A 24,839-nucleotide genomic window follows, 5' to 3' on the forward strand; every position below is an offset into this window, starting at 1 on the left:
GACTCAGCCCAGGGAACGGAGCTGGTCCTCGAACCAGCGGCGCGGAGGCAGGGCCACCGCCGCCTCGGCCAGACGCTCCCGGCGCTTGCGCCGTTCCTCCTCGGGCATCGTCAACGCGGTGTGCAGCGCCTCGGCGGTGTCCAGCGTGTCGTAGGGATCGACCAGCAGGGCGGCGTCGCCCAGCTCGTCGGCGGCCCCCGCCTCACGGGAGAGCACCAGGGCGCAGTCGCGTTCGGACAGCACCGGGCCCTCCTTGGCGACCAGGTTCATGCCGTCCCTGATGGGGTTGACCAGCAGCACGTCCGCGAGCTGGAACGAGGCGAGGGACCGGGGGTAGTCGTCGTCGACCTCCAGGATCACCGGGGTCCACTCGGCGGTCGAGAACTCCTCGTTGATCTCCTTGGCGGTCCGCAGCACCGACTCGGTGTAGGCGCGGTACTCGGGCACGTCGCCCCGGCTGGGGTAGGCGAACGCCAGATGGGTGACCCGGCCCCGCCACTCCGGGCGCGCCGTCAGCAGCTCCCGGTAGGCCTCCAGCCCGCGCACGATGTTCTTGGACAGCTCGGTCCGGTCCACACGCACGATGAGCCGGGTATCCCCGACCAGGTCGAGCAGGGTACGCCGGCGTTCGGCGACGGCCGGCTCGGCCGCGCTCTCGCGCAGCAGGTCCTCGTCGGCGCCCAGGGCGTGCACGCCCACCTCGATCACCCGGCCGCCGTGCTCCACGGTGCGTCGTTCGAGATCGACGTCGGCACGCAGGATCTCGGCGCAGCAGCGCAGGAAGGCGTCGGCCCAGCGAGGGCTGAGGAAGCCGAGGTGGTCGGCGCCGAGCATGCCCTCCAGCAGTTCCCGCGCCACCTGTGAGGGCAGCATCCGGAAGTACTCCGGCGGGGCCCAGGGTGTGTGCGAGAAGTGCGCGATGCGCAGGTCGGGGCGGCGGTTGCGCAGGATGTGGGGGACCAGGGCCAGGTGGAGGTCCTGGACGGCCACGCGGGCGTTGACGGCGGCCCCGGCCACCAGCGCGTCGGCGAAGGCCTCGTTGTAGGCGCGGTAGTGCCCCCACTGTTCTCGGAAACGTGAACCGAAGGACGGCTTGTTGGGGGTGTCGTACATCATGTGCTGCACGAACCACAGGGTCGAGTTGGACACGTCGGTGTAGGCGCCGGTGAGCACGTCCGCCGGGATGTCCAACATGTGGACGCTCATCCCGCCCAGGTCGTGAGTACGGTCCAGCCGCGCTCCCGGGGCCTCACCGGCGGCGCGCCGGTCGGAGTCCGAGAGGGCGGCGCAGACCCAGAGGGAATCGATCCCGGTGGCCACCGAGATCATCCCCGAGACCAGGCCGCCGCCTCCCCGTCGGTGTTCCAGGGAGCCGTCGGCCGTGGTGGAGAAGGAGACCGGCCCTCGGTTCGAGGCGATGAGGATCTGTGCCTTGTCCACGTCTTGGTCCTCTCAGGAGCGCGTGCGGATGGTGGGACGGTGGGTCCACGTGGAAGGGGCGCCCGGACGAGGGACGCATCCGTAGGTCTCGCCTGCGGGCCCCGGATCCAAACACGGCCAAGGTCCCTCGGGACGCGGTCGCACCACGGAGAACGCCGGAAGCCCGCTCCGACAAGGTCGTCTCAAGTTGTATTGAAATATGAGACGCGAGTGTAATACGGGTCACCCTCGATGGAAAACCGGGCGATACGTCCGTTACAGTGGCGGTGCGTTCTCCGAGGAGAGAGCCACAATTTCATATTGCTCATCCAGAGGGGTGGAGGGACCGGCCCTGCGAAGCCCCGGCAACCATCTCGTCATGTGGACACGCGTTCGTGTCCCGGTCGAGGCAGGTGCCAACTCCGGCCTGGGGTCAAGGTGGCCACCAGGAAAGATGAGGGGAGACGCCTCGCCATGGCGATTGCCGCCACTGAACCCACCGCCGTCCGCGCCTTCGGCCCGGGGACCGCCCTCTCCTGTCGGGAGTGCGGCGAACGCTACGAGCTCTCGCCGATCTTCGCCTGTGGCTTCTGTTTCGGCCCCCTCGAGGTCGCCTACGACTTCGGGAACGTCTCCCGTGAGGAGATCGAGAGCGGCCCCAAGAACATCTGGCGCTACCGCTCCCTCCTGCCGGTCCCCGACAACGTGGCCGATCTCCCCAACATGAACCCCGGCCTGACCCCCCTGGTCCGCGCCGACCGTCTGGCCGCCGAACTCGGCCTCTCCTCCCTGCACGTCAAGGACGACTCCGGCAACCCCACGCACTCCTTCAAGGACCGCGTGGTCGCGATCGCCGTCGAGGCCGCCCGCACCTTCGGGTTCACCACCCTGTCCTGCTCCTCCACCGGCAACCTCGCCGGAGCGGTCGGCGCCGCCGCCGCCCGGGCCGGCTTCGAGTCCTGCGTGTTCATCCCCGCGGGGCTCGAGGAGGGCAAGGTCGTCATGGCCGCGGTCTACGGCGGCAAGGTCGTCGCGATCGACGGCAACTACGACGACGTCAACCGCTTCTGCTCCGAGCTCATCGGCGACCCGGCCGGCGAGAGCTGGGGCTTCACCAACGTCAACCTGCGGCCCTACTACGCGGAGGGCTCCAAGACGCTGGCCTACGAGATCGCCGAACAGCTCGGCTGGCGGCTGCCCGACCAGATCGTCATCCCGATCGCGTCCGGCTCCCAGCTCACCAAGATCGACAAGGGCTTCCAAGAGCTGATCAAGGTCGGCCTGGTCGAGGACCGCCCCTACAAGGTCTTCGGCGCCCAGGCCACCGGCTGCTCCCCGGTGGCCAAGGCCTGGGAGAGCGGCCACGACGTCATCCAGCCGGTCAAGCCGGACACGATCGCCAAGTCGCTGGCCATCGGCAACCCGGCGGACGGGCCCTACGTCCTCGACATCGCCCAGCGCACCGGCGGCTCCATCGAGCACGTGGGCGACGACGAGATCGTCGACGCCATCAAGCTCCTCGCCCGTACCGAGGGCATCTTCGCCGAGACCGCGGGCGGCGTGACCACCGGCGTCCTGCGCAAGCTGGTCCGTGAGGGGAAGCTCGACACCGAGGCGGAGACCGTCATCGTCAACACCGGCGACGGGCTCAAGACCCTCAACGCGGTCGACGCGGGCGTCACCGCCACCATCAAGCCCTCGCTGAAGGCGTTCACCGAGGCCGGGCTGGCCTGACGGTCACCTCCCCGCCCGCCTTTCGCCACCGCACTCACAGACCAGGAGAACCACCACATGAGCGCCAGCGTTCGCGTCCCCACCATCCTGCGCACCTACACCGGTGACGCCTCCGAGGTCAGCGCCGAGGGCTCCACCCTCGCCGAGATCCTCGACGACCTGGAGGCCAACCACCCGGGCATCCGCGCCCGCATCCTCGACGACAACGGCAAGGTACGCCGCTTCGTCAACGTCTACGTCGGCGACGAGGACGTCCGTTTCGAGAAGGGCCTTCAGACGGAGGTCAAGGACGGTCAGCAGGTGTCGATCATCCCGGCCGTGGCCGGAGGCTGCTGAGCCCGAGGTTCCACGCCTCGCATGAGCATGAGGGGCGGACGTCTCGCCGAGACGTCCGCCCCTTCGTCGTGGGACCCGGCTCGTGAGGCCCGGGTGAATCGGGGGGTGCAGGAGGGTGCGGCCGGGGTCGCTCCTGGGTAGGAGGTCACGGAGCGGCCGATCCTCCCTGTTCGCCCACCGCTCAAAACGCCCGGAACGAGGCATGTTCCTCCAGGTGACGGGTGTTCCTCCGGCTGTGGAAATCGTGACCACATCGTTTGCACTCTCCATGGGCGAGTGCTAAAAAGGTGACTGGTTAGCACTCACCTTTGTCGAGTGCTAACCGGATCGAGGCTGCGAGATCACGGGCCTCCGACGGAAGGGTGTCGGGGGAACGCGGTCGTCCGTCGCGGGCGCAGGCCTCGTCCCCGTCGCGTATCAGCCCGGTCACGGGAGGACAAGAACTCAATGGCAGCCAAACTGATCGCGTTCGACGAGGAGGCCCGTCGCGGCCTCGAGCGTGGCATGAACCAGCTCGCGGACGCCGTGAAGGTCACCCTCGGTCCCAAGGGCCGCAACGTCGTTCTGGAGAAGAAGTGGGGCGCCCCCACGATCACCAACGACGGTGTCTCCATCGCCAAGGAGATCGAGCTCGAGGACCCGTGGGAGAAGATCGGGGCCGAGCTGGTCAAGGAGGTCGCCAAGAAGACGGACGACGTCGCCGGTGACGGTACGACCACCGCCACCGTCCTGGCCCAGGCCCTCGTCCGCGAGGGTCTGCGCAACGTCGCCGCCGGCGCCAACCCGGTCGGCCTCAAGCGGGGCATCGAGGCCGCCGTCGCCCGCATCAACGAGGAGCTCGGCAACCTCTCCAAGGACGTCGAGACCAAGGAGCAGATCGCCTCCACCGCCTCCATCTCCGCCGGTGACACCCAGATCGGTGAGACCATCGCCGAGGCGATGGACAAGGTCGGCAAGGAAGGCGTCATCACCGTCGAGGAGGGGCAGACCTTCGGGCTCGAGCTGGAGCTCGCCGAGGGCATGCGCTTCGACAAGGGCTACATCTCGCCCTACTTCGCCACCGACCTCGAGCGCATGGAGACGGTCCTCGAGGACCCCTACATCCTCATCGTCAACTCCAAGATCTCCAACAACAACGAGTTCCTGCCCGTTGTCGAGAAGGTCCTGCAGTCCGGCCGTCCGCTGATGGTCATCGCCGAGGACGTCGCCGACGGCGCCCTCCAGACCCTCGTGGTCAACAAGATCCGCGGCACCTTCAAGTCCGTCGCCGTCAAGGCCCCGGGCTTCGGTGACCGTCGCAAGGCCCAGCTCGGCGACATCGCCGTGCTGACCGGCGGCCAGGTCATCACCGAGGAGGTCGGCCTCAAGCTCGAGAACACCGAGCTGGAGCTGCTGGGCCGCGCCCGCAAGATCGTCGTCACCAAGGACGAGACCACCATCGTCGACGGTGCCGGTGACGCCACCGCCATCGCCGGTCGCGTGAACGAGATCCGCAACGAGATCGAGCGCACCGACTCCGACTACGACCGCGAGAAGCTCCAGGAGCGTCTCGCCCGTCTGGCCGGCGGCGTGGCCGTCATCAAGGCCGGCGCCGCCACCGAGGTGGAGCTCAAGGAGCGCAAGCACCGCATCGAGGACGCCGTTCGCAACGCGAAGGCCGCCGTCGAAGAGGGCATCCTGCCCGGTGGTGGTGTCGCTCTGCTCCAGGCCAGCGTCCCGGCCTTCGAGAAGCTCGACCTGGACGGCGACGAGGCCATCGGCGCCGACATCGTGCGTCGCGCCATCGCCGAGCCGCTCAAGCAGATCGCGGTCAACGCCGGCCTCGAGGGCGGCGTCGTGGCGGACAAGGTCAAGAACCTGGAGCCCGGGTTCGGCCTGAACGCCGCCACCGGTGAGTACACCGACCTGTTCAAGGACGGCGTCATCGACCCGACCAAGGTCACCCGTTCCGCTCTGCAGAACGCGTCCTCGATCGCCGGTCTGTTCCTGACCACCGAGGCCGTCATCGCCGAGAAGCCGGAGAAGGCCGCGGCTCCCGCCGGCGACCCGACCGGTGGCATGGGCGGTATGGACTTCTAAGAGGTCCGAACCTCCGAGGTCCGGATACGCGACCTCGCCCGCGACGACCGGGCGGTCCCCTTCGGGGGTCCGCCCGGTTTCGCCTTTTCCGGGGGCGCTCCCTCGCGGCTCAGTCGATGCCGTGCGGGCGGATCGCGTCGGCGGGCGGATGCCAGCCCGAGGACCCCGGAAGCTCCAGGGACGAGACGGGGCCGTAGGTGCCGCGCTCATAGGTCTCGGGCACGGACGTCAGGTCCACGATCGGGTCGACGATCCGCCACGACTCCTCCACCACGTCGAAGCGCACGAACCTTCCGGGGTCGCCCACCACGGCCCCGCGCAGCACGTTCTCGTAGGCCTCATGACCACGGCCGAGCCGTCGGCCGATGTCGGCGCCGATCGCGATCGGTACCGGGGAATCGCCCTCGGCGCCGGGGGCGTTCAGGGACGTCTCGATGGTCGCCCCCGACCAGGGCTCCAGCTGGAAGCGCACCAGGTCGGCGGGGCCCGGGTAGAGGTCGATCGGGGGCCGCGCGAACTCGACCACCACCTCCCAGGAGGTGAGCGGCAGGTGTTTGCCCGAACGCACGTAGAACGGCACCCCCGCCCACCGCGGGGCGTCCACCCACATGCGCAGCGCGAAGAAGGTCTCCGTGGTGGAACGCGGATCGACCCCCTCCACGTCGAGGTAGCCGTCGTAACGACCCCGCACCACGTCCTCGGGGGTCAGGGTGCGGGTGGCGCGCAGCACCCGCAGTTTCTCGTCCTCGATCGCGGCCGGGTCGGTGGACAGCGGCGGTTCCATGGCCAGGAGGGCGAAGAGCTGCAACAGGTGGTTCTGGAAGACGTCCCGGATCGCCCCGGCCGCGTCGTAGAAGGAGCCCCGGTCCGCCACGCCGAAGTCCTCGGCCATGGTGATCTGCACGTTGTCGACGTGGGCGCGGGACCAGAGCGGTTCGAGCAGGCCGTTGCCGAAGCGGGTCAGCGGCAGGTTGCGCACCGACTCCTCGCCCAGGAAGTGGTCGACCAGGTAGAGACGCTCCTCGGGAAAGCAGGCGAGGAGCCCGTGCCGCAGTCGGCGGGCCGAGGCGAGGTCGTCTCCCAGGGGTTTCTCCACCACCAGGCGGGAATCGTGGGCGAGCCCGCTGTCGGCCAGGGCCCGCGCCACCTCGACGAACAGGGCGGGCGGCACCGCCAGGTAGTGCGCGGTGAACGAGACGCCCCGCAGGGCCTCGCCCAGTCGGGTGTAGGTCTCGTGATCGTCGAGGTCGCCCGAGACCAGGGTCAGCCGGCCGGCCAGGTCGTCGAAGACCGCCTCGTCGATCCGGCCGTCGAGGGCGGTGTCGTGTTCGATGATCGCCTCCCGGGCCCGACGCCGCAGGGTGTCGGTGTCCCAGCCGCTCCGGGCCACGCCCACGATCCGGGCGGGGGCCTCGCCCCGCTCCACCAGGTGGTAGAGGGCGGGCATGAGGTACTTCCGCGTCAGGTCTCCGGTGACCCCGAAGATCACCAGGGCGTCGGCGTCGGGTCCGGTCGTCATCGTGCTCCCCCCACTTCGCGGCGTCCCCGCTCGGTCGGGGCCGCCAAGGGCCGCATACCCGGGGAGAAGGGGGCGGGTGCCCAAGGGCGGGCCAAGAATTCCCGCCGAGCCCCGAACCTCGGTCGTGTTTTTTTGGATCATTCCGTGCTCGCGTGGCCGGGCTTCCTCTCGCGGCGCCGACGTCGCTCGGACAGCCGAACCCGGGCGGGCCCCCGCTGTGCGATCCTGCGGAGCCTGCGTAGCGGAGCACAGTAGGGGAACTCTCGCTCGTCGTCTGGCGAGAGATCGCCCGGCGGCCGCTCGCCACGGATCGGCTCCGCCGATGCCCAACGAAAGCATCCAAAAAACACTCCCTAGAACGTGCCGAGCCGGTCCCGGACCGCGCCCGCCACCTGGGGGGACAGGTCGCTCCGGTCGTACTCCCGCATCGGGGCCCAGCGGAAGCCGGTGTGCTCTTCGGACAGTCGGATCGGGGCGCCGTCGTAGGGGGCGGAGAAGGCGAACCAGCGCTTGCGGTTCCCGCTCCGGGACACATAGTCGAACCAGGAGACGAACGGATCCGGCCGCACGGGGGCGTCGGCCTGCCTGCCGATCTCCTCGTGGAGCTCCCGGGCCAGCCCTTCGAACAGGCCCTCACCCGGTTCCACGCCGCCGGAGGGGAGGTCCTCCCCGCCGGGGAAGGAGGTGTCGTCGGGACGACGGCGCAGCAGCAGGAACTCCCGCCCCTCGGCCCTGTGCAGGATCATCCCCACCGAGAAGCGCGTGATCCCCTCCGCGCGCGCCTGTTCCACCAGCCTCCGCGGGTCCACCGTCGTCTCCATCATGGGGCCGACGGTACAGGTGGGGGCGGTCGCCGGTCCGCGCGGGGCGCCGGCCGTCGTTCAGTCCAGCCTGATCAGGGACCGGTCGACGGCCACCCGCACCGCGGCCGTCCGGGTCTCCACGCCGAGCTTGGCGTAGATCCGTTGCAGGTGCGTCTTGACCGTCGCCTCGGTGATGAACAGGCCCTCGGCGATCTCCCGGTTGCCCGCGCCCCGCGCCAGGAGGCGGAGGATCTCGGTCTCGCGCGGGGTCACCCCGGGCAGAGGGTCGCGTACCCGCCGGACCAGCCGGGCCGCCACGTGCGGGGACAGCACCGTCTCTCCGCGAGCCGCGGCCCGGACCGCCTCGAAGAGCCGGTCGGGAGGGCTGTCCTTCAACAGGTAGCCGGAGGCCCCCGCGTCCAGGGCGCGCATGATGTCGCCGTCGGTCTCGTAGGTGGTCAACACCAGTACCCGGGGCGGGCGCGGCAGCCTCAGGACGCGTTCGGTGACCTCGACCCCGTCGGTGCCCCCGGCCAACCGCAGGTCCATCAGGACCACGTCCGGTTCGCGCAGCCCGATCAACCGCAGCGCGTCGGTGCCGTCGGCGGCCTCGCCGACGACCTCGATGTCCTCCTCGCCCTCGAACAGGGCGATCAGACCGGCGCGCACGATGGGGTGGTCGTCCACCAGGAACAGCTTCACTCGCCCTCCTCGACGGGAAGGGAGACCGACACCCCGGTACCCGCTCCGGGGGCGCTCTCCACGCTCAGAGATCCGCCCAGTTCCTCGACCCGCGCCCGGACGGCGGGCAGCCCGTAACCGCGCCCGGAGGTGGAGCGCGACGTCGAAGGATCGAAGCCGACCCCGTCGTCGCGCACGTCCAGGGTCACCCGGTCGCCGATCCCGGCCAGGGAGACCGCCACCCGCGAGGCCCCGGAGTGTTCGCGGACGTTGGCGAGCACCCCCTGGGCGATGCGCAGCAGGGCGGCGTTCACCGTGTCCGGAAGCCCGTCCAGGTCGCCGTCGCAGGTCAGACCGGCCTCGACCCCGGTCTCCTCGGACAGGGAACGGCACAGGTCGGTGAGCGCCTCGCGCAGCGTCGCGTGCTCCAGGGAGGCCGGTCCCTCGCCCTGGACGAAGGCGCGGGCCTCCGCCAGGTTGTGGTCCACCCCCTCGGTGGCCTGACGGACCAGGGACCGGGAACGGTCCGGGTCGCTCTCCCACGACAGATCGGCGGCGCGCAGCAGCATGCCGGTGCTGGAGAGCCCCTGCGCCACGGTGTCGTGGATCTCGCGCGCCAGGCGCTCACGCTCCTCCAGGACACCGGTACGGCGGTGCGACTCGGCCAGGGCGTCGCGGGTCCGGAGCAGGTCGGCGATGATGCGTCTGCGCTGTTCGCTCTCGCGCTTGATGACCGTGACGGTACCGACCACCATCGCCGCCAACGTCACGGGGACGACGAAGACCGTGGGGTCGTCGACGTCGGTCAGGGCGACCCATCCGGCGGTGGTGGCCACGGCCAGCACCGCGGCGACCACCATCGCCGCCGGGGCGGGCAGCAGCCGCAGCGCCAGGAACAGCAGGGGGATGGCGGCGAAGCCGAACGAGGGCGCGATCCAGACGAGGGCGATCCAGCACACGAGCACACCGGTCAGCCAGCCGTAGAGGACCGCCCGGTGCGCGCGGCGCCACAACAGCAGGCCCACGGCGTACAGAAGGCCCACGACGAGGGCCAACTCCAGGGCGGCCACCGTCCGGTCGTCCAGTTCGTGCCTGATCAGCAGCCGGATCGCCGAGGCGATGAGCAGCGTGAAGAAGCCGATGTGCATGACCGCGTTGAGGAGCGGGCTGCCGACCCCGCCGTCCGAAGCTTTTCGTCCCACCGTTCCCATGGTGCCCACCTACATCAGTATCGGTGTCATCCGATCGGATGACGAGGAAGGTGGCCCGAACGGTGCGCGAGGTTCACTCGCTCACCCGATGGCGACCGGCCGATTCTCGACGAAGGTGGTGGATGTCGAAGACGAGATGTCCACGAAGGGAAAGTGATCGGACATGAAGCGCAACCACCTCATCGCCACCATGGCCGGAGCGGGTCTGGGTCTGGCCGCCGTCGGCGGCGTCGCCGCCACGACCTTCCTGCCCGAGGACGCCCCCGGCGGGCCCGCCCCGGCAGCGGCGGCGGTGGCCCCCCAGGCGGTGGCCGACCACGAGGTCCTCAGCGCCGACGCCCTGCTCGCGGCGGGCGAGGCCGGTCTGGCCGAGGCCCAGGAGCAGGGCCAACAGGTCTCGATCGCCATCATGGACCGTTCGGGTTCGGTCCGGTTGGTGCTCAAGACCGACAACGCCGGTCCGCAGACGCAGGACTCCGCCGAGCAGAAGGCCTTCACCGCGGTCTCCATGGGAAGTCCGACCAGCGAACTGGCGGAGAACGCCTCGGGTGACGGCCCCACCATCGCCGACATCCCCGGCACCCTCTTCCTGGCCGGTGGTGTGCCGGTGACCTCCGACGACGCTCCGATCGCGGGTATCGGCGTGGGCGGCGCGCCCTCCGGAGACATCGACGAGGAGATCGCCCAGGCCGCCCTGGAGGCCTTGGAGGACTACGAGGGCTGAGCGTCCCCCGAAACCCGTACGCGCCGGTCCCCGTGAGGGGGCCGGCGCGGGTGCGTTCGGACCTGGGCGGGGCGGGCGAAGCCGCCGGAGAGGGCCCCGGTCGCCATCACCGCGCGCGCGTGATGCGAAGGACCACCACGAGGGCGATGGTCCACACGATTCCGGCGACCGCGAGGGTGCCGAACACGGGGGCTCCGACCACGTGGGCCAGGCCGCCGAAGGCGAGGGCGGGGAGGGTGGCCCCGCCCAAGGAGAGGAGGGCCGCGGAGGCCCTCTCGACCACGGAGCCCGCCCGGGCGCTGCCCTCGAGGCTGCCCCAGGCGCCGTCCACGCCGATGCCGCCCTCGACTTTGTAGGCGACGGGGGTCTTGTCGAAGACCACGTCGGCCCGCTCGTTGGGAGACTCGTTCTCGAGACGGATCTCCGCGGCGTAGGTTGCGACCCGAGTGACCCGCTTCCGCGGGACCCTTCCCCGGGTATTTCCCATGTGCCAGACCTCCAACGGTCGAGTTGTCAGGGGGGCGGTGCCGTCCGACCCGGTGGAGCCCGTGTCGTACCGCACCCGGTGACGCCGTGGCGTCGAGTGACCACGTCATGAGATTATCATGTACGCAGTTTTTAGGCAGTCATTGGCATCATGAAAGATGCATTGACAGCATGCGTAGTCAGATTGATACACTCCTTCCTGACGGATGAACGATGTGAAGAGACAGGGGGGACCTTGGCGCTCGGCGGTGACGGAACTCGGAGGAACCGGTTCTCCCGTGATCAAGGACCGATCACGTACACCGACGCGACCCGTGGTCTCGGCACCCTCACCGCGATACCGAACGGCCCCCCTCCGTCGCCCGTGAGAACCCTCGGGCGGCGTCTCCCGGCTTCTCCGCGCGCGTGGATCTCCGCGGCATTCCGTTGAACGAACCCTGGTCGAGTCGGAGAAAGAGGATGTGTCATGCCACCCAGGAGCACAGGAACCGAAGTCACGGAGATCTCTCAAAAGCCCGGTCGTTCGACCGGACGACGAGGAGGTGGACCTTCGACGCGCGTCACCGTCAATCTCACCGCTCGTTCGGCCAAGGCCCTGGAAGAGGCGGTCGCGGCCACCGGGGATACACAGACCGACGTGATCAACAGGGCTCTCCAGGTGTACGCCTACCTGGAGTCGGCCATGGCCGAGGGTGACCGTGTCTACGTCGAGAACGCCGAGAGCGGAGAGCGCGAGCGCCTGCGGTTCTTCTGATCCCGTCCTTCGTCGATGGCCGGTCCGAGACCTCACCTCGCCCGCGATGGCGTGACGGGACCGCCCGACGGACCGCCGGGTCTCCTGTTCACCGTGAGCGTCGAGTGCCCACGAAGCGCTTCCGTGATCGGGTGCACCGTCTCCCATGTTCTATGAGAGCGACGATGGGCCTCGGAGGTTCGCGAGGATCCGGGGCTCATCGTCGGTTCCCAAGGCGTTCAGACCCGGATCAGGGTGAGGTAGGCGAAGCCGAGGGTGTCCCGGGCGCCGTGCGTCCGGAAGCGTCGCATCCGGTCGGCCCGCTCACGGACCTCCTCGAAGTCGGGGGCGTCCGGGCTGTTCAGGAGCCATTCCTCGCGGGCCAGGGCGATGCCGTTCTCCATCACGTCCCACTCGTCCACGCCGGCCTCGGACAGGGAGCCCAACCGGAAACCGTGCTCCAGGGCGAGATCGACCAGATCGGGGAGTGGCCGGTACTGGCCACGGGTCCCACGGGTCCCCTCCATCGCCGCGTACTCCTCTTCGGTGGGGGTCCGGCGCCAGAAGCACTCCCCGAACAGGGCCCTGCCGCCGGGGCGGACCAGGTCGGCCAGGGCGGTGAGCGCGTTCTCGGTGTGCGTGACCGGCTCCCCGCCCCACACGTGCGAGGCCCCGATGTTGAACACCACGTCGGCGGGCCCGCCCTTCCAGGCCGCGACGTCGACCACCACCAGTTCGACCCGTTCGTCCAGACCCCGTTCCCTCGCGGCGGCCCGCCCCTGACGGATGTCCTCCTCGTGCAGATCGATCCCGAAGCCGGTGGCGGAGGGCGAGGTGGCGAGAGCGCGTAGGAGGAGCTCGGCCCAGCCGCACCCGAGGTCGACGACGTGCCGGTCGTCGAGGAGACCCAGAGAGCGCACCAGTCGGGCGGCGCGTTCGTCGGAGAGCGGACCGTGGAAGGAGAGGTCACGGTGGTACGGGGGAAGCGCGTGGGAGGACATCCGGACAGGATCGCCGCGCACGGCGACCCTGTCCACCGTTTTTCCGGGACGGCCGCCCCTCAGCCGGTCGGCCGGGCCTCACCGTGCCAGGCGTGCCACAGGTCCGCGTACGAACCGCCCAGGGCGAGCAGTTCGTCGTGGGTGCCCAGCTCGGCGACGCCGCCGCCCTCGACCACGGCGATCCGGTCGGCGTCGTGGGCGGTGTACAACCGGTGCGCGATCGCCACCACGGTACGGCCCTCCAGCACCCCGGCCAGGGAACTCTCCAACCGGCGGGCCGAACGCGGGTCGATCGACGAGGTCGCCTCGTCCAGGACCAGGACCTGCGGGTCGGCCAGCACCACCCGGGCCAGCGCCAACTGCTGTACGTGGGCCGGGTCCAGCGGGTCGCGCCCCGAACCCACCTCGGTGTCCAACCCGTCGGGCAGGGAACGCACCCAGGCGTCGGCGTCCACGGCTGCCAGCGCCCGCCACATCCGGTCCCGGTCCACGTCGGAACGGTCCAGCGACAACGCCAGGTTCTCCGCGATCGTCCCCCGGAACACGTGGCTCTCCTGACTCAGCAGGATCGCCCGCTCCCTCCGCTCCTCGGGGGAGAGATCGGATAGATCGACCCCGCCGACCCGGACGCTTCCGGAGGTCGGCGCGTGCACCCCCGCCAACAGCTTGCCGAGGGTGGACTTGCCGGCGCCGCTGGGACCGACCATCGCGAGCCGTTCACCGGGGCGCAGGTCGAGGTCCACCCCGTGCAGTACCTCGGTGTCGGGGGTGTAGCCGAACCGGACCTCGCGGAGACGGGCCGTGCCGGGGGCGTCCTTCTCGGCCGGGACCGGTACGGGCGTCTCCTCCTCGACCATCCGCACCCCGAGCAGGCGGCGAAGGCTGGTGAACCCCAGCATCAGGATGTCGATCTGGTCGACCAGCTGGTCCACCGGCCGGGTCATCTGCACGGCCAGGAAGACGGCGGTGGCGATCTGGCCGAGGGAGATCACCTCGTTGATGTACAGGTAGCCCGCCAGGAGGAAGGTCAAGGCCGCCGCCAGCTGATAGGCGAACTCCAACGGCGGGAACCACACGCAGCGCAGCCACAGGGTGTACCGCTCGATCAGGTAGGAACGGTGCACGCGCCGGTCGTTATGGGCGTCCTGCCGCTCCTGTCGACCGAGCGCCTCCAGGGTGTGCGCCCCCTCGACGGTGTCGGCCACCCCCTGGGTCAGGTCGGAGTAGGTCTCCATCTCGCGGAGGTAACCGGCCGGCGCCCGACGCCCGTACCAGCGCGTGGTCACGGCGACGATCAGGACCGTCGGCAGCCAGGCCAACGGCAGGGCCGGGTGCACCAGGGCCAGCGCCACGAGCACGACCACCACGGTCGCCGTGCTCACCGCCATGACCGGGACCGCGTGGCGCACCATGAACCCGAGCGTGCCGATGTCACGGCCGGTACGCGAGACCAGGTCGCCCGTGCCCGCGCGCTCCACCGTGCCCAGGGGCAGACGCAGTGTGGACTCCACGAACTCCTCACGGAGCTCGGCCAGCAGGCCCTCACCGAAACGGATGGACAGGGCCACCGACACCAGGACGAACCCGGCGTTGAGCACGAGCGCCCCGATGACGATCAACGCCATCAGGTCGATCCGCCCGGCGTCCGCGCCGGCCCGCACCTCGTCGATGATCCTTCCGAGCACCCACGGGGCGGCGACCGCGGAGGCCGTCGCGCAGCCGTACAGGAGCACGACCGCCAGCAGGGTCCGACCGTGCTCGCGGACGGCCCTGCGCAGCCGGGCCCAGACCACGGGGGCCGGAGCGACCGGGAGCCCGGACGCCTCCTGATCGGAGGCGGGACCGAACACCGGATCGTCGGGGCCGCTGACGAGCGGGCGGTCGGTGGTCGGGATCATGCCATCTCCCCGGCGGTGCGCAGGACGGTATCGGAGTAGCGGGGCGCGAGGGCGAGCAGCTCCCGGTGGGTCCCCTCGGCGCTCACACGGCCGTCCTCGACGAACTGGACGTGGTCGGCGTGGTCCAGCAACAGCGGGCTGGTGGTGACCAGGGCGGTGGCCCGACCCGCGCGCTCGGCGGGCAGCCGTTCGGCGATCGCGGCCTCGGAGTGCGCGTCGACGGCGGACGCCGGCTCGACCAGGATCAGTACCTCGGGGTCCTGGGCCAGGGCCCGCGCCAGCCGTAGACGCTGCTGCTGCCCGCCCGAGTACTCGCGCCCACGCTCGGTCAGCACGGCGTCGAACCCGGCGGGGGAACGGCGCAGCACGTCCTCGGCGGCGGCCGCCCGGACCACCTCGGTCAGACGTTCCTCGGGAAGCCCGCCGTCGGGGGCGAGCTCCTCGCGCAGAGGACCGGAGAAGAGATGGGCGTCGTTGGCGGCGACCAGGACACGACGTCGGGTCTCGCGCAGCGGAAGGTCGCGCAGCCGCACGGTCCGGCCGCCGGTGTGCTCCACCATCTCCGCGCCGGGGCCCTCGCCGTCGTGGTAGCGCCCCAACCGTTCGGTGACCAGCGTCGCGTCGTCCGGATCGGCGCAGACCACCGCGGTGACCCGGCCATGACCGATCACCACGCCGCTGTCCGGATCGCGCAGGTCGTAGGGGCCCTCGGGGCCCGCGACCGGGGTCTCGGGCTCTGGAAGGTCGTGCTCCAGGGCCAGCACCCGGGTGGCCCTGGCCGCCGACACCCGCGCGGAGACCAGCATCGACAGGAACTCCATCAGGTGCCGCAGGGCGACGGCCAGGGAACCGGTGTAGCCGTAGAAGGCGACCAACTGTCCGATGGTGAGCTCACCGGTCAGGGCCAGACGGGCGCCGTACCAGACGATCCCCACCAGCAGCAGACCCGGATACAGCTCGCGGACCGCCTGGAGGGAGGCCTCCCACCAGCCGACCCGGACCCCGGCGTCCCTGACCCGGCGGGACTCCTCCCGATAGCGTCCGCCCACGGTCCGCTCGCCGCCGACCCCGCGCAGCACGCGCAGGCCGGAGACCAGGTCGGTGGCCTGGGTGGCCAGCTCGGCCTGCCGGTCACGGTGCCGCGTCTTGCGCCGGGCGAAGGGACGCAGCAGCGGACCGATGCCCAGGACGATCACCGGCACCGCCACGAGCACGATCAGACCGAAGGTGACGTGCGAGGACAACATGAGGGCGCTGATCGCCGCCATCGTCGTGACGGCGCTGATCGCCAGACCGGACCGCTCGTACAGGTCGCCGATCCGGTCGATGTCGTCGGTGCCCACCGCCACCACCTCGCCGGAGGGCAGTCGCCGGGTCAGGGTGGGGCCCAACCGCGCGGCGCGCGCGGTGACCACCTGCACCGTCCGGTAGGCCGAGGTGTACCAGTTGAAGCAGGAGGCGCGCTCGTAGAGCGGAACGACGGCCGCGGTGACGAGCGCGCACAGGGTGATCCCCGCGAACCACGTCCACAGCGAACGCGGGTCGCCGGCGGTCAGAGCGGAGTCCAGGGCCATGCCGAGCAGGGTGGCGACCATGACGCCGCCCAGGTTGTAGACGGCGCAGGTCACACCCGCCCAGGTGATCGACCGCCACTCGGAACGGGCGAGCCAGAGCAGGTATCGGTCGGCCGAACGGTGGTCGGGGACGCCCGGAGGCTGGGGAAGAACGCGCACGTTCAGGGACTCTAACCAGCGGATCCGAGAGGATCCACCTATTTTCTCGCCTCCCGTAGGGAGGGTGAGGAAGGGCGTCAGGGGAGCTTTCGGGGTGTTCCCCGATGTGCCGGACGGACACGGGCGGAGACGCTGGAGGCATGGACCCGAACATCCCCCGCGCGAACCGGACCGACGGCCCCGCACGACCCCCGCTGCTCCTGAGGATCACCGCCGTCACGATGGCGGCCGCGCTGATCTGGTACTCGCTGGCGGCTCTCAACGACCTGTCGCCCATCGAGGCCGGTGACTCCGGCAACCTCGCCCACTGGATGAACGCCCTGGTGGCCTTCGCCCTGGCGGTGCCGATGGTCTGGGCGGCCCGCAGGTTCCTGGACCGTCGCCCTTGGGAGGGCCTGCGCCTGACCGGGCCGCGCGAGGCCTGGCGCCCCTTCCTCGTGGGCCTGGCCTCGTGGCTGCTCCCCGCCTCGCTGGGCCTGGGGGTCTGTCTCGCCCTGGGGGTGACGATCACCCCGAGCGCACCCACGGCGGAGGTCGTGTTCTCCCTGATGATGGTGGTCGTCCTGGTACTGCTCTATGAGGCGCTTCCCGAGGAGCTGATCTTCCGCGGTCACCTCTTCCGCAACCTCAACACCGTGATGTCGGGCTGGGCGGCCGTCCTGGGCCAGGCGGTGCTCTTCGGCCTGTGGGGGTCCGGTCTGTGGGTGTTCTCCCAGGGCTGGGGCGTGCTCGTCGAACGGCTGCCGCTGTTCATCGGGGTGGCGTTGGTGCTCGGCTGTATCAGGCTGGTCACCGGGAACCTCTGGGCCTGTGTGGGCTTCCACCTGGCCTTCCAGGTCGGGGCCCAGGGCCTGCTCAACTGGGGGCTGTTCGAGGTGAGCGACCTGGACACGGTCATGGGGACCGTCTTCATGCTCCCGCTCGTGCTCGGGCTGCTCACCACCATGATGCTCCTGCGCGACACCGGCACCTGGTCCGAGAAGGTCCCGGACCAGGCGCCGAGAGACTCCTCGGCCGGTCGGTGAGTCGAGATCACGGGAGGGGTCGGTCGTACACGCTGGAGCGGTGTCCGACGTGCACCACCCAGATGATGAGCTTCTCGTTCTCCACGGTGTAGACGACCCGATGATCGCCCACTCGTAGACGGCGGATCTCGGGGGCTCCCACCAGCGCTGTGGTGCCGAACCCCAGAGGGTCCCGCTCCAGTTCCGTGAGCTTGCGGAACACCGTCATGGCGACATTGCGTGGAAGCTTGCGGAGTTCCGAGCGGGCTTCCGGTCGAAAGACGGTTCGGTAGCTCACTCGGGGCCGTCCAAGATCTCCGCCATGACCTCTTCCATCGGGATCCCGGGTTCGGGGTTGTTCATGCGCTCACGCACCATGCGCATGATCTCCTGCTCTTCCAGTTGCTGATATCTGCGCAGGAGGTCGATGGGGACGACGGCGGCGACCTCTCTCCCGCGTCTGGTGATCACGGTCGGTGAGTCCTCCCTGTCGGCACGATCGACGACGTCGGCGATGTGATCACGCACCTGACGAATGGACTCCACCTGCATCTCGCTCATGGTCCCAATGGTACACATGGAACCTTCGGTACGCCTGAAGAAGTATGGAGAACCGAGGGTGGAACGCCGAGAGGCCGTGGAAGGGATCTTCCACGGCCCCTCGGTATCGGATCAGGTGAGCAGGCCTCGCTCGTGGAGAAGGTCGACCAGGTCACGGACGGCGGGGGCGCACAGGGCGCGGTCGGCGTATCCGACCCAGGCCAGCTCGCCGACCTCGTTGTCCGCGGCGATCTCGCCGTCGTACTCGGCGGTGAAGCAGATCAGCCGCACCCGGGTGCCCTCGGGCTGATCGTGGGCGACCTGGTCGATCTCCGCGATCCGCTCGAACGTTCCCGGACGCAGGGACACGCTGACCTCCTCCCGGGTCTCCCGGGCCACGGCGGCCTCGTCGCTCTCGCCGGGCTCACGCTTACCGCCGGGCAGGTACAGCCGGTCGCGGTTCCGCGAACGCACGCACAACAGGCGGCCGTTCTCGATGTGGACCCAGGAGAGGGCGTCGATGACCGAGGGAGATCCGGAGACGTCGGAGGTGGAGGTCGGAGTGGAAGACATGTGGCCACTTTAGGACGGTGGGGAAACGGTCGAAGCGCCGCTTCGAGGTGATCCCAGGCACTACGATCCGTGGATGCCGGCGGTCGCTCGTACCCGTAGGACCGCGCGGACAGGCAGGCCACAGCGAGAGCGGACGCACATGACCTCCTCCAGCACCGGTACCGGTCCGGGCCTCGGCCCCGACCTCTCCGACGAGACCACGGCGAACGGGTCGACCCCCCTTCTAGGGGAGAGCGCGGGCGGACGTGTTCCGCCCCTGAGCCCCGCGCGACGCGAACTGATCGAACGCGTCCACAACCTCTACAGCGCCGCCATCGGCGCCTGTCTCTCTCGCCGGGAGAGCTCCCCCGACCTCCTCGAACGAGCCGCCTCCCTCTTGGCCGAGGAGGCCCGACTGCCCTTCCTCAACACCGAGGAACTCGCACGGGCGGCCGCGGAACTGCCCGACCTCATCGCCGCGCTGCGGGCCGAGCCCGTGCGCGCCCCCGCCGGGGCCACACCCGCGGACCTGCGGCGCGCGCTGTCGGAGGACGACCTGGACACCCTCTTCGGCGTCGCCCTGCGCGACCGGCTCACCGGGATCCCACGCGAACATCCCCGCCTGCTGCTGTTCGGCGGCCAGCCCGGATCGGGCAAGAGCACGCTCCAACGCTCGATCCTGCCCGCCCTGCCGGAGGGGACGGTGAGCTACGACGGAGACGACCTGCTGCGCCTGTCACCCGACTACGAGTGGGCCATGAGCGCCGACGACAGGACCGCCTCCACCTCCGTCTCCCACCAGGTGGGCGCCCTCCACGGACGGGCGATGGAGCATGTGCGCACGGGCCGCTTCGACGTGGTGTGCAGCCACCCGCTGGGCCGCGCGGACTGGGCCTCCGCCTGGGTCTCCGGGTTCAAGGAGGCCGGCTACCGGGTCGAGGTCGCCTTCGTCGCCACTCACGCCTCCAACAGCCGCTTCGCGATCCTGGACCGGCACGCCCGCGCCACCCGCGACCAGGGGTTCGGCCGATGGCTGCCGGAACTCCACCACGACCGTTTCTACCTGGGGGTCCCCAACACCATCGAGTTCCTGGAGACCCACCACCTGGTCGACTCGCTCCACGTGCTCTCCCGCGAGGGCGACGCCCTCTACTCCAACCACCGTGAGAACGGCACGTGGAGGACCGAGCCGTTCGGGCGGATCGCCTTGGAGGCGGAAAGGGGTCGTCGCGAGCTCTGGCGCTCGGAGGACACGCCCTAAAATCCCTCCTCATGGACATCTTCAACGCCAACCCTCTCCTGGTGAGACAGCCCAAGCGCTACTTCACCGACGTCTCCGACTACGAGGTCTTCGACCCCCACGGGCGTCCGATCGCGAGGGTCAAGGAGCAGGGCGCGGACGGAGGCATGCAGGTGCTCCGTTTCATGGCCAAGAACACCGGCGGGTTCGCGCGCCTCGTACACGTCGACGACATGCACGGGCACACGCGGTTGGTCATCCGGAAGCACTGGTCCTGGATGACCGCCTCCACCAGCGTGAATCTGCCGGACGGGCGTCCGGTGGGCTCCATCGAACAGGACTTCAAGTTCTTCGGATCCAGGTTCACCCTCATGGACCCTTGGAAGAGGCCCGTCGGCAGCATCGAGGGCGACTTCATCGGATACGACTTCCGGATCAAGGATCACGCCGAACACGAGGTCGCCCGGGTCGACCGTAAGCTTCCCGACCTCGGGGAGATCTTCACCGCGGCCGACAGCTACGCGCTGCACCACCGTTACCCCTCGCTGCCCGAGCCGCTCCGCACCCTCGTGATCGCCTCCTCCATCGCCATCGACCTGGTCCTGCGCGAAGGCAAGTGACACACGAGGGCGCGTGCCCCGTGCCCCCGGGTCACGACCGGTGCGGCGGGTGCCCGAACGCCTCCTCGAAGGTCGGGTGGTGCACGCCGACGGCCTCGGTGTTCTCCTCCGACCTGAACACGGCCGAGGTGTTCGCGGGCATGTACAGCAGCTCTCCCGGGAGCACCGTGAAGGAGGAGCCGGCGCTCTCGACCGTGACCCGCCCCTTGGTGATCACGGCGGCCTCGTCATAGGGGAAGACGAGGTCGAAGACGCCGCCCCGCCCGAACCGGGAGAAGGCGATGCCCATGGGCGAGCCCTGCTCCCGATCCGCGACGTATCCCACGTAGGCGCGTGAAACCTCGTCCACGGTGACCCAGTCGGTGAGGTCGTCCGAATCGAACACCTGCATGATCGTGGGGTCGAAGAAGCCGCCTGAGTGCTCGGGGCCGCGTGGTGGGGCGGACATGTCGGGCTCCTCGTCCCGCTCGGACAGCGCCCCGAACTCCTCCACCGACACCCCGACGGCCTCCTGGAAGGTGGGGTGGTGGACGCAGACCATCCGGAGCCGCTCCTCGATCTCGAACGTGCCGGGCACGCCGCGCGGCTGATTCAGGATCTGACCCGGGCCCGCGGAGATCACCCCTTCGGCGGTCCGGACGGTCAGCCGGCCCTCGGTGACCACGGACAGTTCGTCGTAGGGCCAGGAGAAGTCGAAGTTCACGCCCGCCTCGAAGTGCACGAAGGCCAGCCCCATGGGGGAGCCCTCCCGCCGGTCGGCGACGTAGCCGACGAACGCCTCCCCGTCGTGGAAGGTGTGCGTCTGCCGTACGTCCTCGGCGGTGTAGCGGGCCACGACGGTGGGATCGAAGAACATGGTGGGTCTCCCGTCAGGTGTGCGATTCGTACGTTTCTTCGGCGGGGCAGGGGATGGCCTGCCCGCCGACCCACGGTCGGACACCGGGCGGTCGGGACCTGATCCGGCCAGGGTGAACCCGGAATAACGGGGCTTCGGGGTTCAGCTCAGGGGGTCGGAGAGGCCATGGCGGCCTGATCCTCGTCGCCGAAGCGCTCCTCCAACTCCAGGGGTGAGGCGTCCAGATCGATCCGCTCCAACGGCACGCCCCGGGCCGCCTCGATGGCGCCCAGTCTGCGGGTCGCACGATCGGCGGCGTACTCGATGAGCCGGCCGGGAGGGAGCTCGTAACGCCGGACCTGCGGATCCCGCGACGGGGTGTCGCCGTGTTCGACGGTGCTCAGCACGTGGGGGAGCAGCTCCTCCAGCCGTTCGTGCACCACGCCCCAGCAGGCGTCGTCCGCGGCCACGTGACGCCGACAGGTGAAGGTGCCCCAGGCCATGTGCCGCCGCTCGTCGTCGCCGATCAGTCGGATGATCCGTCGCATCCCGGGGAGGATGTCGCGCACGGTGCACACGTGGTTCCACGCGTAGTAGCCCGTCAAAGCCAGCGAGCCCTCGATGACGTGGTTGTAGGTGACCGAGGCGCGCACCTGGTTGCGAGGGCTCGGATCGTCGAGCAGGGCCTCCATCGAGGCGGGCAGTTCCTCGTAGAACAGGGCCCGGTAGCCCGGGTTGGTGTCGACGTATCCGTGCAGGTCGTCCCGGACCCCGATCGCGTCGAGCCACAGTCGGAAGGCCTGGACGTGCCGGGCCTCCTCGAAGGCGAACTGTGTCAGGTACATCTCGTCGCCCAGTCGCCCCTCGGCGGCCATGGCGCGCAGGAAGGGCTGGATGTCCTCGGTGACGGCCTCCTCGCCCGCGGCGAAGAGGGCGCACAGACGCAGAAGACGGGTGCGCGCCTCTTCGTCGAGTCGCTCCCAGTCCTCGGCGTCGCGGGAGAGGTCGATGTCGGCGGGGTCCCAGAACCTCGCGTTGCCCTTGACGAAGAGCCGTAGTGGCAGGGAGTCCCAGTTCAGACCGCCCTGACCGAGAGAGCGGAAACCGGAGCGGCGGACGGACGAGGGGATCGGTGTCGGAGCCATGTGCACCTCCGTGCGAGGGGTGGAGGGGGGAGGACTTCGAGGCGCGCCGCCCTCATGATTGGACACGAAGGCCCCTCGTGTAAAGGCCTTGAGGTGATACGGGCCTCACCGCCGGCCCCCGCACGGCGTCGACGACCCGCAACCCGCGATCCGGTCGAGGACGGCGGCGATCCGGCCTCGCCGAAACGGTACGGTCGGGGGTGAACGACCACATGAACGATCTGATCGGGGGACGACGTGTTCTGTGGTGATCCCGGCAGTCCCGGATACGCCGCGTGCGCCGCCCAGTCCCAGCTCTTCGCGCTGGCCTCGGCGATCCCCGCGCTCCTCGGTCTGGCGCTCCTGGTGGCGGCCTTCACCGCCGCCTCGGTCCGAGGCGATCGCGAACTGCGCGCCCGGACCCTGGGCTACTCCCTCGTCGCCTGGGGGATCGCCGCCGGCACCTACGTCATCGGGGTCCTGCCCTCCCTGTGACCGGGGGTTCGGGCGCCCGAACCCCTGCCTCAACCCCCTGGGGTGAAGGTCGCCGGTACTCCCACCTCAACCCCCTGGGGGTGGTGTGGGAGGGTGTGCGGCCGTTACACCCTGCTGTGGCTAGGGCCCGAAAGTGTTTGCTTTGCGCCTCCGCTGGCGCTTCGGCGCGTGTTCGGGCGCCCTAAGAGGGAGCGTTCTTCATCCTCGTCTACGCCTGGCTCGTTCCTCGCGGGCGGCTTGACTCGTCTTGCAGAACACTCCCGGCGCCCGAACGGGCAACCCCCCGTGGCGAGGTAGGAGACCGTGTGCAGCGACCCCCTGGGGTACCGGAGGGTGCGGACTCCCACCTTCACCCCCAGGGGTGTGACCCGCCGATCTCCTACCTCGCCGGCGCCCGAACATCTCTTCAGCTCTCGTCGCCGGCCAGGAGGTCGGAGGCGTCGGTGATCCGGTACGCGTAGCCCTGTTCGGCGAGGAAGCGCTGCCGGTGGGCCGCGTAGTCCTGGTCGAGGGTGTCGCGGGCGACCACCGCGTAGAAGCGGGCGGTGCGGCCGTCGGCCTTCGGGCGCAGTACCCGGCCCAGGCGCTGGGCCTCCTCTTGGCGTGAGCCGAAGGAGCCCGACACCTGCACGGCGACGCCGGCCTCGGGGAGGTCGATCGAGAAGTTGGCGACCTTGGACACCACCAGGGTGCGCAGCTCTCCGGAGCGGAAGGCATCGAAGAGACGTTCACGCTCCTTGTTGCGGGTCTCGCCCTTGATGACGGGGGCGCCCAGACGTTCGCCGAGCTCGTCGAGCTGGTCGATGTAGGAGCCGATGACCAGCACCTGTTCCGCGGAGTGGCGTTCCACGATCTCGCGCACCACCGAGGTCTTGGTCTCGGAGGAGGCGCAGAACCGGTAGCGGTCCTCGGGTTCGGCGGTCGCGTAGGCGAGCCGTTCGGACTCGGTCAGGTCGACCCGGACCTCCACGCAGTCCGCGGGGGCGATCCAGCCCTGGTTCTCCATGTCCTTCCACGGCGCGTCGTAGCGTTTGGGGCCGATGAGCGAGAACACGTCGCCTTCGCGGCCGTCCTCGCGGACCAGGGTCGCGGTGAGCCCTAGACGGCGTCGGGCCTGGAGGTCGGCGGTCATCCGGAAGATCGGCGCGGGCAGCAGGTGGACCTCGTCGTAGACCACCAGCCCCCAGTCCTTGGCGTCGAACAGCTCCAGGTGCGTGTAGACGCCCTTACGGCGGGCGGCCATCACCTGGTAGGTGGCGATGGTGACCGGCCGGATCTCCTTGCGGGTGCCCGAGTACTCGCCGATCTCGTCCTCGGTGAGGGAGGTGCGACGCAGCAGCTCCGTCCTCCACTGGTGGACCGACACCGTGTTGGTGACCAGGATGAGGGTGGTGGCGCCGGTCATCGCCATGGCGGCGGCGCCGACGATCGTCTTGCCCGCGCCGCAGGGCAGGACCACCACGCCCGAGCCGCCGGCGTGGAAACTCTCGGCGGCCTCGCGCTGGTAGCCGCGCAGCTCCCAGTCGCCGTCGGCCAGTTCGATGGCGTGGGCCTCGCCGTCGACGTATCCGGCCAGGTCCTCGGCGGGCCAGCCGATCTTCAGCAGGGCCTGTTTGAGGTTGCCCCGCTCGCTGGGGTGCACGGCGACGGAGTCCTCGCTCAGCCGTTCGCCCAACATGCCCTTGAGCTTCTTGGCGCGGACGACCTCCTCCAGGACCGCGCGGTCCGAGGACTCCAGGACCAGTCCGTGGACCGGGTCGCCGACCAGGGTGAGCCGGCCGTACCGGTCCATCGTCTCGGCGATGTCCACGAGCAGGGAGTGAGGTACCGGGAAGCGGGAGAACCGGATGAGGGCGTCCACGACCTGTTCGGCGTCGTGTCCCGCCGCGCGCGCGTTCCACAGCGCCAGCGGGGTGATCCGATAGGTGTGCACGTGCTCGGGGGCGCGCTCCAGTTCGGCGAACGGGGCGATGGCGCGGCGGCACTCGGAGGCCGACTCGTGGTCGATCTCCAGGAGCAGGGTCTTGTCGGATTGGACGATCAAACAGGACACGCGGGACCTTCCGAAGGAC

General features: G+C 69.9%; 23 protein-coding genes and 1 riboswitch. Of the genes, 8 read left to right on the top strand and 15 right to left on the bottom strand.

The window, feature by feature from the left end; all coding sequences use genetic code 11:
- Nucleotides 1–3: 3 nt before the first annotated feature.
- The gene (locus TR33_RS15785; RefSeq protein WP_014913438.1) at nucleotides 4–1,440 is read right to left on the bottom strand and encodes an alpha,alpha-trehalose-phosphate synthase (UDP-forming); all 1,437 of its coding nucleotides are present in this window, start codon (nucleotides 1,438–1,440) and stop codon (nucleotides 4–6) included.
- Between the two features lie 301 nt (nucleotides 1,441–1,741).
- Nucleotides 1,742–1,880: riboswitch (SAM riboswitch) on the top strand.
- A gap of 13 nt (nucleotides 1,881–1,893) precedes the next feature.
- On the opposite strand from TR33_RS15785, the gene thrC reads away from it, so the two are divergent.
- The 3 genes from thrC (at nucleotide 1,894) to groL (ending at nucleotide 5,568) form a co-directional block, all read left to right on the top strand.
- A complete protein-coding gene (thrC, locus tag TR33_RS15790; protein ID WP_042283856.1) occupies nucleotides 1,894–3,153 on the top strand; it encodes a threonine synthase in 1,260 nt (419 codons plus the stop codon).
- A gap of 57 nt (nucleotides 3,154–3,210) precedes the next feature.
- The gene (locus TR33_RS15795; RefSeq protein WP_014908476.1) at nucleotides 3,211–3,489 is read left to right on the top strand and encodes a ubiquitin-like small modifier protein 1; all 279 of its coding nucleotides are present in this window, start codon (nucleotides 3,211–3,213) and stop codon (nucleotides 3,487–3,489) included.
- A 447-nt stretch (nucleotides 3,490–3,936) separates the two neighbouring features.
- Nucleotides 3,937–5,568 carry a chaperonin GroEL gene (gene groL, locus TR33_RS15800; RefSeq protein WP_014908880.1) on the top strand — a complete coding sequence of 544 codons (1,632 nt, stop codon included), beginning with the start codon at nucleotides 3,937–3,939 and terminating at the stop codon, nucleotides 5,566–5,568.
- A gap of 109 nt (nucleotides 5,569–5,677) precedes the next feature.
- Here groL and zwf read toward each other — a convergent pair whose 3' ends face one another.
- The 4 genes from zwf to TR33_RS15820 form a co-directional block, all read right to left on the bottom strand.
- On the bottom strand, nucleotides 5,678–7,087 hold the full coding sequence (gene zwf / locus TR33_RS15805) for a glucose-6-phosphate dehydrogenase (RefSeq protein ID WP_017533228.1): 1,410 nt from the start codon (nucleotides 7,085–7,087) through the stop codon (nucleotides 5,678–5,680).
- A gap of 353 nt (nucleotides 7,088–7,440) precedes the next feature.
- Nucleotides 7,441–7,911 (bottom strand): NUDIX hydrolase, encoded by a 471-nt coding sequence (locus TR33_RS15810; protein WP_017533229.1) that lies wholly within the window; start codon nucleotides 7,909–7,911, stop codon nucleotides 7,441–7,443.
- Between the two features lie 57 nt (nucleotides 7,912–7,968).
- A complete protein-coding gene (locus tag TR33_RS15815; RefSeq protein ID WP_017533230.1) occupies nucleotides 7,969–8,592 on the bottom strand; it encodes a response regulator in 624 nt (207 codons plus the stop codon).
- Nucleotides 8,589–9,773 (bottom strand): sensor histidine kinase, encoded by a 1,185-nt coding sequence (locus TR33_RS15820; protein WP_234305859.1) that lies wholly within the window; start codon nucleotides 9,771–9,773, stop codon nucleotides 8,589–8,591. Before TR33_RS15820 ends, TR33_RS15815 begins: the two co-directional genes overlap by 4 nt.
- Nucleotides 9,774–9,945: 172 nt before the next feature.
- Here TR33_RS15820 and TR33_RS15830 point away from each other — a divergent pair, with 172 nt between their 5' ends.
- Nucleotides 9,946–10,506 carry a GlcG/HbpS family heme-binding protein gene (locus TR33_RS15830; protein ID WP_042283859.1) on the top strand — a complete coding sequence of 187 codons (561 nt, stop codon included), beginning with the start codon at nucleotides 9,946–9,948 and terminating at the stop codon, nucleotides 10,504–10,506.
- Between the two features lie 106 nt (nucleotides 10,507–10,612).
- Here the strand turns inward: TR33_RS15830 and TR33_RS15835 are convergent, their stop codons facing one another.
- The 4 genes from TR33_RS15835 to TR33_RS15855 all read right to left on the bottom strand — a co-directional run bounded on the left by TR33_RS15835 (nucleotide 10,613) and on the right by TR33_RS15855 (nucleotide 16,357).
- On the bottom strand, nucleotides 10,613–10,888 hold the full coding sequence (locus TR33_RS15835; RefSeq protein WP_234305860.1) for a hypothetical protein: 276 nt from the start codon (nucleotides 10,886–10,888) through the stop codon (nucleotides 10,613–10,615).
- A gap of 1,076 nt (nucleotides 10,889–11,964) precedes the next feature.
- A complete protein-coding gene (locus TR33_RS15845; RefSeq protein WP_042284007.1) occupies nucleotides 11,965–12,726 on the bottom strand; it encodes an SAM-dependent methyltransferase in 762 nt (253 codons plus the stop codon).
- Between the two features lie 59 nt (nucleotides 12,727–12,785).
- Entirely contained in the window at nucleotides 12,786–14,624 is a 1,839-nt protein-coding gene (locus TR33_RS15850; protein ID WP_084570263.1) for an ABC transporter ATP-binding protein, read from the bottom strand.
- Nucleotides 14,621–16,357 (bottom strand): ABC transporter ATP-binding protein, encoded by a 1,737-nt coding sequence (locus TR33_RS15855; protein WP_042283860.1) that lies wholly within the window; start codon nucleotides 16,355–16,357, stop codon nucleotides 14,621–14,623. Before TR33_RS15855 ends, TR33_RS15850 begins: the two co-directional genes overlap by 4 nt.
- Nucleotides 16,358–16,497: 140 nt before the next feature.
- On the opposite strand from TR33_RS15855, the gene TR33_RS15860 reads away from it, so the two are divergent.
- A complete protein-coding gene (locus TR33_RS15860; protein WP_042283862.1) occupies nucleotides 16,498–17,382 on the top strand; it encodes a CPBP family intramembrane glutamic endopeptidase in 885 nt (294 codons plus the stop codon).
- A gap of 7 nt (nucleotides 17,383–17,389) precedes the next feature.
- Here TR33_RS15860 and TR33_RS15865 read toward each other — a convergent pair whose 3' ends face one another.
- The 3 genes from TR33_RS15865 to TR33_RS15875 form a co-directional block, all read right to left on the bottom strand.
- A complete protein-coding gene (locus tag TR33_RS15865) occupies nucleotides 17,390–17,659 on the bottom strand; it encodes a type II toxin-antitoxin system RelE family toxin (RefSeq protein ID WP_017533240.1) in 270 nt (89 codons plus the stop codon).
- Nucleotides 17,656–17,922 carry a type II toxin-antitoxin system Phd/YefM family antitoxin gene (locus TR33_RS15870; protein WP_017533241.1) on the bottom strand — a complete coding sequence of 89 codons (267 nt, stop codon included), beginning with the start codon at nucleotides 17,920–17,922 and terminating at the stop codon, nucleotides 17,656–17,658. Before TR33_RS15870 ends, TR33_RS15865 begins: the two co-directional genes overlap by 4 nt.
- 111 nt (nucleotides 17,923–18,033) lie before the next feature.
- Nucleotides 18,034–18,474, bottom strand: coding sequence for an NUDIX hydrolase (locus tag TR33_RS15875; RefSeq protein ID WP_014911689.1), 441 nt, complete (start codon nucleotides 18,472–18,474; stop codon nucleotides 18,034–18,036).
- A 139-nt stretch (nucleotides 18,475–18,613) separates the two neighbouring features.
- On the opposite strand from TR33_RS15875, the gene TR33_RS15880 reads away from it, so the two are divergent.
- Both TR33_RS15880 and TR33_RS15885 read left to right on the top strand, forming a co-directional pair.
- Nucleotides 18,614–19,714: a zeta toxin family protein gene (locus TR33_RS15880; RefSeq protein ID WP_042283863.1), complete on the top strand. Its 1,101-nt coding sequence runs from the start codon at nucleotides 18,614–18,616 to the stop codon at nucleotides 19,712–19,714.
- 11 nt (nucleotides 19,715–19,725) lie between these two features.
- The gene (locus tag TR33_RS15885; RefSeq protein WP_042283865.1) at nucleotides 19,726–20,313 is read left to right on the top strand and encodes an LURP-one-related/scramblase family protein; all 588 of its coding nucleotides are present in this window, start codon (nucleotides 19,726–19,728) and stop codon (nucleotides 20,311–20,313) included.
- Nucleotides 20,314–20,344: 31 nt separating this feature from the next.
- On the opposite strand, the gene TR33_RS15890 is transcribed toward TR33_RS15885, so the two are convergent.
- Nucleotides 20,345–21,169, bottom strand: coding sequence for a EutQ-related cupin domain-containing protein (locus tag TR33_RS15890; protein WP_042283867.1), 825 nt, complete (start codon nucleotides 21,167–21,169; stop codon nucleotides 20,345–20,347).
- Between the two features lie 146 nt (nucleotides 21,170–21,315).
- A complete protein-coding gene (locus tag TR33_RS15895) occupies nucleotides 21,316–22,293 on the bottom strand; it encodes a R2-like ligand-binding oxidase (RefSeq protein WP_042283869.1) in 978 nt (325 codons plus the stop codon).
- Between the two features lie 237 nt (nucleotides 22,294–22,530).
- Between TR33_RS15895 and TR33_RS15900 the strand changes: the two genes are divergently transcribed.
- Nucleotides 22,531–22,767 carry a hypothetical protein gene (locus TR33_RS15900; protein ID WP_042283871.1) on the top strand — a complete coding sequence of 79 codons (237 nt, stop codon included), beginning with the start codon at nucleotides 22,531–22,533 and terminating at the stop codon, nucleotides 22,765–22,767.
- Nucleotides 22,768–23,173: 406 nt separating this feature from the next.
- Here TR33_RS15900 and TR33_RS15905 read toward each other — a convergent pair whose 3' ends face one another.
- Nucleotides 23,174–24,820, bottom strand: a complete 1,647-nt coding sequence (locus TR33_RS15905) for a DNA repair helicase XPB (protein WP_042283872.1) — start codon at nucleotides 24,818–24,820, stop codon at nucleotides 23,174–23,176.
- Nucleotides 24,821–24,839: the final 19 nt, after the last annotated feature.

The organism is Nocardiopsis alba, from assembly GCF_000710955.1.
Taxonomy (GTDB): Bacteria; Actinomycetota; Actinomycetes; order Streptosporangiales; family Streptosporangiaceae; genus Nocardiopsis; species Nocardiopsis alba.

Excerpts from the sequence above, each read along its gene's own strand:
- thrC (WP_042283856.1), top strand. The coding sequence starts at position 1,894 with ATGGCGATTGCCGCCACTGAACCCACCGCCGTCCGCGCCTTCGGCCCG.
- TR33_RS15795 (WP_014908476.1), top strand. The coding sequence starts at position 3,211 with ATGAGCGCCAGCGTTCGCGTCCCCACCATCCTGCGCACCTACACCGGT.
- groL (WP_014908880.1), top strand. The coding sequence starts at position 3,937 with ATGGCAGCCAAACTGATCGCGTTCGACGAGGAGGCCCGTCGCGGCCTC.
- zwf (WP_017533228.1), bottom strand. The coding sequence starts at position 7,087 with ATGACGACCGGACCCGACGCCGACGCCCTGGTGATCTTCGGGGTCACC.
- TR33_RS15810 (WP_017533229.1), bottom strand. The coding sequence starts at position 7,911 with ATGATGGAGACGACGGTGGACCCGCGGAGGCTGGTGGAACAGGCGCGC.
- TR33_RS15830 (WP_042283859.1), top strand. The coding sequence starts at position 9,946 with ATGAAGCGCAACCACCTCATCGCCACCATGGCCGGAGCGGGTCTGGGT.
- TR33_RS15845 (WP_042284007.1), bottom strand. The coding sequence starts at position 12,726 with ATGTCCTCCCACGCGCTTCCCCCGTACCACCGTGACCTCTCCTTCCAC.
- TR33_RS15850 (WP_084570263.1), bottom strand. The coding sequence starts at position 14,624 with ATGATCCCGACCACCGACCGCCCGCTCGTCAGCGGCCCCGACGATCCG.
- TR33_RS15860 (WP_042283862.1), top strand. The coding sequence starts at position 16,498 with ATGGACCCGAACATCCCCCGCGCGAACCGGACCGACGGCCCCGCACGA.
- TR33_RS15870 (WP_017533241.1), bottom strand. The coding sequence starts at position 17,922 with ATGAGCGAGATGCAGGTGGAGTCCATTCGTCAGGTGCGTGATCACATC.
- TR33_RS15875 (WP_014911689.1), bottom strand. The coding sequence starts at position 18,474 with ATGTCTTCCACTCCGACCTCCACCTCCGACGTCTCCGGATCTCCCTCG.
- TR33_RS15880 (WP_042283863.1), top strand. The coding sequence starts at position 18,614 with ATGACCTCCTCCAGCACCGGTACCGGTCCGGGCCTCGGCCCCGACCTC.
- TR33_RS15885 (WP_042283865.1), top strand. The coding sequence starts at position 19,726 with ATGGACATCTTCAACGCCAACCCTCTCCTGGTGAGACAGCCCAAGCGC.
- TR33_RS15890 (WP_042283867.1), bottom strand. The coding sequence starts at position 21,169 with ATGTTCTTCGATCCCACCGTCGTGGCCCGCTACACCGCCGAGGACGTA.
- TR33_RS15895 (WP_042283869.1), bottom strand. The coding sequence starts at position 22,293 with ATGGCTCCGACACCGATCCCCTCGTCCGTCCGCCGCTCCGGTTTCCGC.